The 12952-nt window shown below is 37.3% G+C and carries 9 protein-coding genes; 2 read left to right on the top strand and 7 right to left on the bottom strand.

The features are described 5' to 3' along the window. From GWI58_RS13550 to ycaO, 5 genes are all read right to left on the bottom strand, one after another. A partial coding sequence (locus GWI58_RS13550) for a hypothetical protein (RefSeq protein WP_161769279.1) occupies window positions 1-614 on the bottom strand: 614 nt, incomplete at its 3' end. Window positions 615-972: 358 nt separating this feature from the next. Next, the gene (gene pflA, locus GWI58_RS13545) at window positions 973-1713 is read right to left on the bottom strand and encodes a pyruvate formate lyase 1-activating protein (RefSeq protein ID WP_004244575.1); all 741 of its coding nucleotides are present in this window, start codon (window positions 1711-1713) and stop codon (window positions 973-975) included. Between the two features lie 107 nt (window positions 1714-1820). Continuing rightward, the gene (gene pflB / locus GWI58_RS13540; protein ID WP_004244576.1) at window positions 1821-4103 is read right to left on the bottom strand and encodes a formate C-acetyltransferase; all 2283 of its coding nucleotides are present in this window, start codon (window positions 4101-4103) and stop codon (window positions 1821-1823) included. Between the two features lie 54 nt (window positions 4104-4157). Next, the gene (gene focA, locus GWI58_RS13535) at window positions 4158-5012 is read right to left on the bottom strand and encodes a formate transporter FocA (protein WP_004244577.1); all 855 of its coding nucleotides are present in this window, start codon (window positions 5010-5012) and stop codon (window positions 4158-4160) included. A gap of 669 nt (window positions 5013-5681) precedes the next feature. Then, window positions 5682-7439: a 30S ribosomal protein S12 methylthiotransferase accessory factor YcaO gene (gene ycaO / locus GWI58_RS13530; RefSeq protein ID WP_094959744.1), complete on the bottom strand. Its 1758-nt coding sequence runs from the start codon at window positions 7437-7439 to the stop codon at window positions 5682-5684. A gap of 227 nt (window positions 7440-7666) precedes the next feature. Here ycaO and ansB point away from each other — a divergent pair, with 227 nt between their 5' ends. After that, window positions 7667-8704, top strand: coding sequence for an L-asparaginase 2 (gene ansB, locus GWI58_RS13525; protein WP_104836332.1), 1038 nt, complete (start codon window positions 7667-7669; stop codon window positions 8702-8704). A gap of 74 nt (window positions 8705-8778) precedes the next feature. Here the strand turns inward: ansB and GWI58_RS13520 are convergent, their stop codons facing one another. Both GWI58_RS13520 and GWI58_RS13515 read right to left on the bottom strand, forming a co-directional pair. Next, window positions 8779-10002, bottom strand: coding sequence for a two-partner secretion domain-containing protein (locus GWI58_RS13520; protein WP_104836333.1), 1224 nt, complete (start codon window positions 10000-10002; stop codon window positions 8779-8781). Between the two features lie 136 nt (window positions 10003-10138). Next, on the bottom strand, window positions 10139-11569 hold the full coding sequence (locus tag GWI58_RS13515; protein WP_161769278.1) for an MFS transporter: 1431 nt from the start codon (window positions 11567-11569) through the stop codon (window positions 10139-10141). Window positions 11570-11705: 136 nt separating this feature from the next. Here GWI58_RS13515 and serC point away from each other — a divergent pair, with 136 nt between their 5' ends. Next, window positions 11706-12794, top strand: coding sequence for a 3-phosphoserine/phosphohydroxythreonine transaminase (gene serC, locus GWI58_RS13510; protein ID WP_004244582.1), 1089 nt, complete (start codon window positions 11706-11708; stop codon window positions 12792-12794). The last annotated feature ends 158 nt before the right edge of the window (window positions 12795-12952 follow it).

Below are 12952 nucleotides of genomic sequence, written 5' to 3'. Positions count from 1 at the left end.
ACGGCAGGGATAGCTTTATAGTCATTTACTAAAATTAAGGCAGGGGCAAACCAATAAGAGGCAGTACTGATTAAGCTAAAAATAATAATAATGATAGAAGAAAACGTAATTGGTGTCAGGTTATCAGCCAATAAGCCATGAATATAGTAGGTTGGTGCTTCATCAATCACAGCTTGAGCAATTTCCATCAATAATGAGCCACTGATTAATAGTGCTAAGATAAAGCCTGCTAAGATAATAAGCACACTAATACCATAAGCCCCCATGATGCTAAGGTAGCGTTTGTTCTGGAAACCAGAAAATAAATTATCTAGATTTAGCTGACCAGTCTCATATTGCTGGTGGGCGATTATTATAATCCCAGCGGCTAATACAGCTGAAATAAACGGGGAGATAATAGGCCCAATGAGTGGGATAAATCCAAGGATAGATGAGATAATTAAGTTAACGAGAAAGTAAATAATTACAACGCTTACCCACATAAAAAAGCGCTCTTTAACTAAATCCCATCCAATACCTAACCATTCGGTTGCTCCTGAGGCACCTCTTTGTAGAGGAACTGGCGTAAACACCTCTTGTGGCTCTGTAAGCGATGAACTATTATCTTGTTCCATTTTTTTCTCTGCCTTAAAAATAATTAATTGTTTATAAATATAACTTTTTATAATTCATATCATATCTTTTTATTTTGTAATTAATCAATACTATTAAACTAAAGAATGCTTAAGGATAATCTTAGAAACTTCTAAATGACCATTAGGATGAGTAATAATTTTATATTGTCAGAATTAACTGCAATAGCCGTTATTAAAAATATCTTTATTTGAGGTATGGAAAACAATATTTTTTAATTCATTGACTGGTGCTTTCTCAAAAGAACCTGTAGTAGCGAGGGGGAAACTTGCTTGGCTGCTTTTATATAAAAAAGCAGTACATTGTGCACTGCTTTTTAAAATGGGGGTGTATAAAAACTTAATACATCACTTTATGACCATAAGATGCAATAATTGCTTTAACATTTTCCATCGTCTCTTTTGACGGTGGATGAATACCATCGAGTTTATACTCTTCTCCTAAAGCAACCCATTTATGTTTACCTAATTCGTGGTAAGGGAGAAGCTCGACTTTTTCGATATTTTTCATATCTTTTATAAATTCGCCTAAACGATGAGCAGAATCATCATCATCAGACCAACCAGGCACAACCACGTAACGTATCCAGGTTTTTTGGCCTCGTTTAGCTAAATAGCGGGCGAATTCCAGTGTACGTTGGTTAGAAACACCAACCAGTTTTTGGTGAATGTCATCATTCACTTGTTTTAAATCCAGCATGACTAAATCAGTCACGTCCATTAATTCATCGATGACAGGATCATAACGGCGTACAAAACCGTTAGTATCTAAGCAGGTATGGATATTTTCTTTTTTACAAGCACGGAACCAATCACGTACAAATTCTGCTTGTAAGATAGCTTCACCACCAGAAGCAGTAACGCCACCACCAGAGGCATTCATAAAGTGACGATAAGTCACTGCCTCTTTCATTAATTCATCAACTGTGACGATTTGCCCACCATGAGTATCCCATGTGTCACGGTTGTGACAATAGAGGCATCTCATTAGGCATCCTTGGAAGAAAACAATAAAGCGTATTCCGGGACCGTCAACAGTACCGCAGGATTCAAATGAGTGGATACGACCAAGTACGGACATAACAGGGTTACTCCAAAACTGTCTAGATAAAAAGGCCCCAAAGTAGGGGCCTTTATTCTAAGCGATTTTATCTACTTTCTCAGTAAATAAATGCATGAGTTATCAAATTACATTGTTTGAGTGAATGTGCGAGTGATAACGTCTTGTTGCTGCTCTTTAGTTAATGAGTTGAAACGGACTGCATAACCAGAAACACGGATAGTTAATTGAGGATATTTCTCAGGATCTTCCATTGCTTCTAACAGCATTTCACGATTCATTACGTTAACATTCAGATGTTGGCCACCTTCGATATCAGCTTCATGATGGAAGTAACCATCCATCAGACCTGCAAGGTTTGCTTTACGAACATCATCATCTTTACCTAACGCGTTAGGTACGATAGAGAAGGTATAAGAAATACCATCTTTCGCGTAAGCAAATGGCAGTTTAGCAACTGAAGTTAATGAAGCAACTGCACCTTTTTGGTCACGGCCATGCATTGGGTTAGCACCTGGTCCGAATGGTGCGCCAGCACGACGACCGTCTGGAGTGTTACCTGTTTTCTTACCATACACAACGTTTGAAGTGATGGTCAGAATTGACTGAGTTGGCACTGCGTTACGGTAAGTGTGTAGTTTCTGAATTTTCTTCATGAAACGTTCAACTAAGTCACAAGCGATATCATCAACACGAGAGTCGTTGTTACCAAATTGTGGGTATTCACCTTCAATGTTGAAGTCTACGGCTAAACCGTTTTCATCACGGATTGGTGATACTTTTGCATATTTGATAGCAGACAGTGAGTCAGCCGCAACAGATAGACCTGCGATACCACAAGCCATAGTACGGTATACATCACGGTCATGAAGTGCCATCAGTGCTGCTTCATAGCTGTATTTATCGTGCATGTAGTGGATAACATTCAGTGCAGTAACATACTGAGTTGCTAACCAATCCATAAATTGATCCATACGGTTCATCACAGTATCAAAGTCTAACACTTCGTCCATGATAGGTGCGTGTTTTGGACCTACTTGGATTTTCAGTTTCTCATCCACACCACCATTGATGGTATACAGTAAGGTTTTAGCTAAGTTTGCACGAGCACCGAAGAACTGCATTTGTTTACCCACAACCATTGGGCTAACACAACATGCAATTGCATAGTCATCACTGTTGAAGTCAGGACGCATTAAGTCATCATTTTCGTACTGGATTGAAGAAGTATCGATTGAGACTTTAGCTGCATATTTTTTGAAATTAATAGGCAGTTGTTCTGACCATAGGATAGTCATGTTTGGTTCTGGTGAAGGACCCATGGTGTAGAGGGTATTTAAGAAACGGAAAGTATTCTTAGTTACCAAAGTACGACCATCTAAACCCATACCACCTAATGATTCTGTTGCCCAGATTGGGTCACCAGAGAATAATTCATCATACTCAGGAGTACGTAAGAAACGAACCATACGTAATTTCATGACTAAGTGGTCAATTAATTCCTGAGCTTGTTCTTCAGTCAACAGACCTGCATCGAGATCACGTTGGATATAGATATCTAAGAAAGTAGATACACGACCGAAGGACATTGCTGCGCCGTTTTGAGATTTAACAGCAGCTAAGTAACCGAAGTAAGTCCATTGTACTGCTTCTTTCGCATTTTGAGCTGGGCGAGAAATATCACAACCATATTTCGCAGCCATTTCTTGGATTTGACCTAATGCAGCGTGCTGCTCTGCGATTTCTTCACGCAGTTGGATAGTCATTTCCAGATCTTCACCTTTTTCCAGTTTTTCTTGTAAAGAGGTGAATTGAGCGAATTTGTCTTTACGTAGGAACTCGATACCGTACAGTGCAACACGACGGTAGTCACCGATGATACGGCCACGACCATAAGCATCTGGCAGACCAGTTAAGATACCTGATTTACGGCATTTTAAGATGTCTGGAGTATAAACATCGAATACACCTTGGTTGTGTGTTTTACGATATTCAGTAAAGATTTTTTTCAGCTCTGGATCTAGCTCACGGTTATAAGCGTGGCAAGAACTTTCAACCATACGGATCCCACCGAATGGGATGATTGCACGTTTTAGAGGTGCATCAGTCTGTAAACCGACGATTTGTTCTAAATCTTTTTCGATATAACCCGCATCGTGTGAAGTGATAGTTGAAGCAACAGAAGTATCAAAATCAACCGGCGCATGAGTGCGGTTTTCAATTTTGATGCCTTCCATAACTTGTTCCCAAAGTGTATCAGTTGCTTTAGTGGAACCTGCTAGGAAAGATTCGTCGCCTTCATATGGAGTATAGTTTTTTTGAATAAAGTCACGAACATTAACATTGTTCTGCCATTCACCTTCAGAAAAACCTTTCCATGCTTCAGCAAATTTTTCATTTAAATCAGACATGATACTTCTACCTTTTTACAATGGAACTTAAGAAATCAGTCATAACTGCACGGATTAATGTTTATCGCCGCGCAGATGCATTAACCAGTATACCAGACCGACTAGGACTGCTCCGCCGATAATATTACCGATAGTGACTGGCAATAAATTATCAACGAGGAAATTTGATACTGTTAGATTTGAAAATTGTTCTGGTGATGCACCTACTGTAGTCCAGAATTCTGCCGGTGCAAAATTCTTAATTACAATACCTAAAGGAATAAGAAACATGTTAGCGATACTGTGCTCAAAGCCACTCGCCACAAACATACCGATAGGTAAAATAAGTGCAAAGAGTTTATCAATTAAAGTTCGACCTGCATAACTCATCCAAACTGCAAGACAAACCATTAAATTAGCTAAAATACCTAAACAAACTGCTTCAATAAAGGTGTGCTCAACTTTATGCTGTGCAGTTTGTAATACATTCAGACCCCATAACCCATTAGCTGCTGCATATTGACCTGCAAACCACATTAAGGCAACAAAGAACAGGGCGCCAATAAAGTTACCAATATAGACATTTATCCAATTAGCGAACATCTTAGCCCAAGAAATACGTCCTGTCGCTTTAGGAATAATGGTGAGTACAGTTGAAGTGAATAAGTCTGCACCACAAACAACCACGAGCATTAAGCCTAAAGAGAAACAAATTCCTCCAACGAGTTTAGCGAGACCAAATGGAACAGATGCGGTGCCTGTAGTCGCTGTAATATAAAAAACAAACGCAATTGAAATAAACATTCCCGCAGTAAAAGCAGATAAGTAAGTTGTTGGGATATGTTTGTTTGCTTTATAACAACATGCATCATCGGCAACTTTTGCCATATCAGCAGGTGATAATAAATTAAAAGGGCTGTCAGCTTTCATACTAACACTCTCTTATATGTTGGAATAATTATAGCACGCAATAATAGTAGCAAAGGGTCTTACTCCTAAAGTTGATATGGATCATAGTCGCTTATGAGAGACGCAATTTTAGTACGTAAAAACCGGCTAAATTAGCTATAATTATTTGATTAATAATAAGAAAAAATTTTTTAAATTTTATCAAAAAATTTTAGCCTGGCTGGATAAACAAAGTAAAAAGTAAATATAACGTATTATTTATTTTTATTAGCGTTAACAGATAAAAATAAAATTTAACGCTCCATTTACTTTTGCGCTAAATATAAACATTACTTTATTTGTGGGTAATCTAATTGATTACGCCAGCCTTAAAACCATTATAAAAATACGGTTTTTAAATTTTTGAGATCTAGGTAAACAATTAGCAATTTAAACTATATTTTTGTGGTTTTTTTAGATTAAAAAGTTAACCTTATCTTTTTATGTCGTATTTAAAACTTAAAATCGTCACTTTTGACATATTTGACACTTTTGTCATTTGACATAATTGTCATGGTGGCAAAATTGTCGTTATATTTTTTATATATAATAAAACACTCTACTTATTAGTAGAGTGTTTTGATTTTAAACAAAGCGATTATTAATCAGTTAAAAATAATTATTTAATAAATAACCTTAAATAAAATAACGTTATTTATTCGATTGACGTTTTGCTTGTTGTAATTTTTCATACGCGGCTAATAAAGATTGATGAACAGGCAAATTCGCTAATGATGGATCAATGGGTTGCAAGCCATAAAAAGGTTGTTTACCTTTAATTGCATTTAATGCAGCTTGCAGTGTTTCCTCGCCATACATACGAGAAAAAGCCTCCATATATTGTGCAGGCTCACGCTCATGCTCTTCACGTAGTAGTAAAAGATTATGCAGGCAACGATAATAATTTTGACGCGCTGGTGTAAATAATGATGCGTTGAAATCTTGTGTCCACTCAACCCAAACTAATGCTTGTTCTAAATCGCCACCAGCGAGTGCTAACATTGATTTTAATTCACCTACACGTAAATGACTCCAGCCATTATCTTTACCCGGTGCAATACCAATCATTTCTCTGATACGAGTAAAGTCATCTAAGCCATCTTCATCAAATTGGCCAATAAGTGAGAGGTACTCTTCTTTTGTGCCATGACTTGTTGGTAAAGAAAGAATGGTGTCACGCCAATGGACACCCATAATGTTATTGGCTAGTTGCAGATCTTCAGCAGGATAAATATCGGATAAGCCAGGGACTAAAATACGGCAAGCATAAACCCCTAAATGGTCATAATCCATAATATACACTTCCGCATCACATTGCTGGCACAGTGACATTAATGTGTGGAATTCTTCTTCGGTTGAACCACTGAAATCCCAATCCACAAATGGATAGTCTGCATCTTTTTTAAACAGATCCCAACTAATTAAACCACTAGAGTCGATAAAGTGGGTTTCAAGATTAGTGTGGTCACCGACTTCTTCATCATCAAAACTCGGTGGATTGAAAACATCGAGATCTTTAAGGCTACGGCCTTGCAATAACTCAGTAACAGTACGCTCTAATGCCACACCAAAATCGGGGTGAGCACCAAAAGAAGCGAAACAAGTCCCATTTTGTGGGTTAAACAGCACGACGCAAATAACGGGGAATTGTCCCCCTAAAGAAGCATCAAAACTAAAAATCGGGAAGCCTTCTTTTTCTAATGTCGTAATAGCTTCAATAACAGCAGGATAACGAGCTAAAACTTCATGGGGAATTTTAGGCAAGCTAATTCTTTCGCTGATAATTCTATTTTTGACGTAGCGTTCAAACACTTCAGAAAGCCCTTGTACTCGAGCTTCATTTTGCGTATTTCCTGCTGACATACCATTAGATGCGTAAAGATTTGCAATGATATTAACAGGTATATATACAGGTGTTTTATCTGATTGGCGAATAAACGGTAAGGCACAAATACCACGTTCTGAATTACTTGATTGTAAATCAACCAGTTCACTGCCACATAGCTCACCTTCAGGATCGTAAAATTGACGTAAACGTGCATCTAATAAGCCTTCAGGTACAGCATCATCATCTGCCAGTGGAAACCACTTTTCATTTGGGTAATGAACAAACTCACCTTCTGCAATATCAGCGCCTAGCCAGAAATCAGAAAAGAAATAATTGGTTGAGAGACGTTCAAAATATTCGCCTAATGCTGAAGCCAATGCTGCTTTTTTAGTAGCACCTTTGCCATTAGTAAAACATAACGGACAATCTTTATCACGAATATGAACAGACCAAACGTTAGGAACAGGATTTAACCATGAAGCTTCTTCAATGTTAAAACCTAACTGAGTTAATTTTTGCTGAAAGCTAGCGATAGAGTCTTCCAGTGCGGCATCTTTGCCGGGAATAAATGTTTGTGACATGGCAGGTTTCATCAATATTTTACGAGTGATAGTTAGGGGCACATGATACTGAAATCGTCGCTAATGCACTAATTATTTCTCGTGTCGGTTGATTTTAAATAACATTCCTTATCATTAATGCACTAATATATTAGTTCTTTTGATAAATTCGTTCTATTTATCACGGAATTACTGATAATAAATCATCATAATTAGACGCGATTTTATAGACTCATAAGGATTAAAAAATGATAAGAAAAACATTGCTAGCCAGCTTATTAACCGTAATTAGTGGTACTGTTTTTGCTTTACCTAATGTGACAATCCTCGCAACTGGGGGAACCATCGCAGGGGGGGGAGACTCTACCACTTCTTCAAGCTACACAGCAGGAAAATTAGGCATTGATACATTGATTAATGCCGTACCTGAGGCAAAAAAAGTGGCTAACTTAACAGGCGAGCAAGTGGTTAATATTGGTTCGCAAGATATGAACGACCAAGTGTGGTTAAAACTGGCGAATAAAATTAATACGGATTGTGATAAAACAGACGGCTTTGTGATAACCCATGGTACAGATACGATGGAAGAGACCGCCTATTTTCTTGACTTAACCACAGCATGTAAAAAACCAGTGGTGATGGTAGGGGCTATGCGCCCAGCAACAGCATTAGGTGCTGATGGTCCATTAAACCTCTATAATGCCGTGGTGGTGGCGAGTGATAAAGCATCTGAAAATCGTGGTGTATTAGTTACCATGAATAATTCAGTGATCAGTGGTAAAGATGTTGTCAAAATGAATACGACAGAAGTGCAAGCATTCCAGCCGATTAATGCAGGTGCTCAAGGTTATGTTCATGATGGTAAAGTACACTATTACACTGCTGCAACACCACGCGCTGAGAAAGTTGCCTTTGATGTCAGCAAATTAACCGAATTACCAAAAGTAGGTATTGTTTATAACTATGCTAATGCATCTGATTTACCGGCTAAAGCGTTTATAGATAACCACTTTAAAGGTATTGTTAGTGCAGGTGTCGGCAATGGTAACTTATATTCTGACATCTTAAATACTTTAGCAGATGGTGTAAAAAAAGGTGTTGTTGTGGTTCGTTCAAGTCGTGTTCCGGTTGGATTTACCACACAAAATGGTGAAGTAGATGATGCAAAATATGGCTTTATTGCTTCAGAACGTTTAAATCCACAGAAAGCAAGAGTGTTATTACAGTTATCTTTGACAGAAACACAAGATCCCGCCACGATCCAAGAAAACTTTGAAAAATATTAATTAGATTTTTTGTTTTTTAGTTAAATCAGAAAACCATCCGCTGATAAATAGTAGATGGTTTTCTTTGTTAAATATTATTTAATTTTGCGTAATTTAGTATAAATTTTGATATCTTCTCTATTGTTTTGAATATTATTCATATTTTTATCGCGAGTGTATAATCGTTCAGTGTTGATAACACCATTATTTATCAGTTGGCTATCCTCACTAATATCTAAAGTTAAGTTTTTTATTTGGCTAATAGTATTGTTATCAGTATTAAGCCCATATTGCATACCAAGAGTTCCATTTTCCATATTGTGGAAGAAAGACCCATTTTTCAGATCTAAATATCCGCCTCTGGCGAGAATATATCCATGGTTATTAAATGTTGTTTTATTTAGATTAAGTTGTATGGCATTTTTACTACGGTTATTACTTTCTAAACTACCATAATTATAAATAGTAGTATCAGAAGCATTAATAATGATATTTTTAGAAGAGATTAAACCTTGTTTTTTAGGATCACCATTTTTATCACCTAATATTATCTGATTGGGGAGATTATTTCTTTTTATATGTGAGCGCATGGCGTATTCTTGTTTTAAGATACTTTCACCTTCTTTAATTATTATATCTCTTTTACCTGAATAAATATTTATATCTCCTTTAGAGGATATAAAGCCGTTTTCTAACTTAATGTTATTAGATATGATATTAAGTTTATTAAAAGAATGACTAGAACTACGGTCATTTTTGTTACTGAATACAATTTTTCCAATATGATCAATTGATTTTCCATCCCCATATCCTTTATTTGTCGGAGCGATAGCTTTTTCTAAGCGGTAGCCGATTAACTCTTCATTATCGATAATAGGTTTTCCGGTTACTAACGTTTCTTGTAAGGTATTCGAAAAACTACAATTATGACATTCAATACCATTTGGGTTGGCTATAACAACATGAGCTGCATTGCCAACTACCGCGATATTCCCCGTTAAGAATGACGTTGCACCATCGACCACTTCATTAATAATAAGCTCAGCGCCAACTTTTTTATTATTTAAGATAGCGCCGGCGTCATTCACTTGGAATGCATCATATTTATTATAAGAAATACCTTTGGTATTTTTGGGTGCTATTAATATTTCTGCTTGATTATGATTGGTTTCATTGGGTTTAATTGTTGTTGAAGAATCTTTATTAATAAAAACAAGATTAGAATAATGTTTATTATATTCATAGTTAGGCTGTACTACGGCTTGGCATATTGATGGTGTGTATATTATGCCAATTATTATTGCATTTCTTAATTTCATATGTTTACCCTTGTATATTATTTAGGGCTAATTTATCGATATTAAAAACACAAATAAAGATAGTCAGGTTTAAAAGGCGTTTATTTATAAAAAACCAAAAGGCTATTTTTTTAATAGCCTTTTGGGTTATATGTTATTAATGTTTTCTTATATTGGAAACAACGATTTTTGCAGTAATAAATGCAATCAGTGGGGTAATAGAAAATACAATAAATAACCAATGGGCTGCATTTTGTGCACCAGCAATACCTCCGGGGTTGGTTAATCCTGCCATATTTACAACAGTACCTGAAATGGCAGCACCTACAGCGGTTGAAAATAGCTGAATAGTGGTGATTGACGTCGCCGCTTTTTGCGCTTCTTCCCCTTGAGAAACCTGTAATACACGAGTGAGATAATGAGGCCAAGCCATGCCAATTCCTGCACCTGTAAAAAAGAGGGCTAGACAAATAATAATCACTTGCCCATAAGGTAAAAGGAGATAATTTGAAATTAATAAGCCAAGAACAATTATGGCAGTAAAGTTAATGGCAGGGCCGATACGCATAAGACGCTGAGCAATACTGCTTGGTTGAGATGAAGAGATAATAGCCGAAAAAGACCAACCAGCACCGACTAAAGCAGCTAAATAACCGGAAAGTAATGGAGTAATACCATGGATCATTTGTAAAAAATAGGGCACAAATACTTCTGTCTGAACACTTATTCCTAGCAATGCCATAGTCAGATAAATAGGGGATAGTGGGGCTGAAAAAGAGAATGTTCCTTTAGGAAAAAGCCCATCATGAGATCTCTTATCGATATAAATTAATAATAAGATAAAAATAATTGCTAATAGAAAAGATAAAATATGATATAGCGTAACTTGATACAAGCTACCGATTGAGATAGATAACACTGCTAATATTAATAAGGTAAGTTGTAGGTAGGGAAGTGATGTTTTTTTGTTAGCAATATCAGCACTGTTTTCCTTAGGAAGGATAGTAAACAATAGAATAGCATAAGGAATGCCTACACAAAGAATAGACCAAAAAGCACCTCGCCAAATATTATATTCTGCAAATATTCCTCCTAATGCGGGACCCAGCAACGTTGATATTCCCCACATACTGGACATTAACGCCATAGCTCGAGACCATAATGGTTGCGGAAACATCACCCTGACCAATGAATAAGCTAAAGCCAGTAACATTCCGCCCCCCACACCTTGAATAAATCGGCCAACCAACAAGATTGGCATTGAAGGGGCGGTAGCACAGATAATAGAGCCTGCTAAAAAGCAGAGTGTGGCAAATAAGTAGCTATTACGTGGCGCGAGCAAAATTAATAAACGAGAAGTCAACGCTGAAGAGAGAATGGATGCCAAAATAAAAACGGTGGTATTCCATGCATATAAATTAAGCCCACCGATATCACGAACAATAGAAGGTAGGGTGGTAATGGTGATATAGACATTAATAGCATGTAATGCCACTCCCCCTGCTAAAGCGAGTGATTTTAGACTATTTCGTCCTTTAAGTAGCATTCCCCAGCTCGCATCTTCCTTTTTATACTGACTCCCCGACATAAAATACTCCTAACGATTATTTTTGTATGCTACACATAATACGTAAGTTTACAAAAGTCATTGCGCCAATTAGAGGAGAATGATACAACCGATAGAGGTCGTTTTGTCAAAACATATTCAGATAGGGTGAATTTGAATGAGTCAGGTATATAACTTTAGTGCAGGTCCGGCCATGTTACCGGCAGAAGTTCTTCGTCGTGCAGAATTAGAATTATGCAACTGGCACGGATTAGGGCGTTCTGTTATGGAGATCAGCCACCGCAGTAAAGAATTTTTGGAGGTTGCCCATCAGGCAGAGCAAGATCTACGGGATCTACTCAATGTACCAGAAAATTATAAAATTCTGTTCTGTCATGGTGGCGCTCGTGGTCATTTTGCGGCATTACCGCTTAATTTATTAGGTGAGAAAACCACCGCTGATTATATCGATGGAGGATATTGGGCTAAAAGTGCTGCCGATGAAGCGGAAAAATATTGTTCACCTAATATCATTAAAATAAAGACAGAAATTGACGGTAAAATCGCGGTTAAGCCAATGAAAGAGTGGCAATTAAGTGATAATGCAGCCTATGTGCATTATTGCCCAAATGAGACTATCGATGGGATTGCTATCCACGAAGAGCCGGATTTTGATGATAAAAAAATTGTTATTGCCGACTACTCTTCCGCTATTTTATCTCAGCCACTTGATGTTAGCCGTTTTGGCATGATTTACGCTGGAGCACAAAAAAATATTGGTCCTGCGGGGTTAACACTGGTAATTATTCGCGAAGATTTACTGGGTAAAGCACGTAAAGAAACCCCTTCAGTGTTTGATTACACAGTACTGGCTGAAAATGACTCCATGTTTAATACACCGCCGACTTTTGCTTGGTACTTATCAGGCATGGTGTTTAAATGGTTAAAAGAGCAAGGTGGCTTGCAAGAGATAGCAAAACGCAATTATGAGAAAGCGACACTGCTTTATAGTGCGATTGATAACAGTGACTTCTATATCAACCGTATTGCAACAGAAAACCGCTCTTTGATGAACGTACCTTTTCAAATGTCTTCTCCTGCTTTAGATGCGGTTTTCTTAAAAGAAGCTGAAGAGCAAGGATTAGTTGCGCTGAAAGGGCACCGTGTTTCAGGTGGTATGCGCGCATCTATTTATAACGCAATGCCTTTTGCTGGTGTACAAGCATTAGTTGATTTTATGGCTGATTTTGAGCGTCGCCACGCTTAATGGTTACCTTTTTACTGCTGCAAAACCTGTCTTATTGGCAGGTTTTCTGATAATTAAAGCACAGAGAGCCAACAACTGTTATCTCTGTGCCAATATGGCAAATAGATAAATATTAATTACGATAATCATACTATTTGACATTATTACACAGCGTCTCT

Source organism: Proteus sp. G2674, assembly GCF_009915195.1.
GTDB classification, from domain to species: domain Bacteria; phylum Pseudomonadota; class Gammaproteobacteria; order Enterobacterales; family Enterobacteriaceae; genus Proteus; species Proteus mirabilis.
The sequence above is the reverse complement of the archived record's forward strand: the minus strand, read 5'-3'. Positions and strand labels throughout refer to the sequence as shown.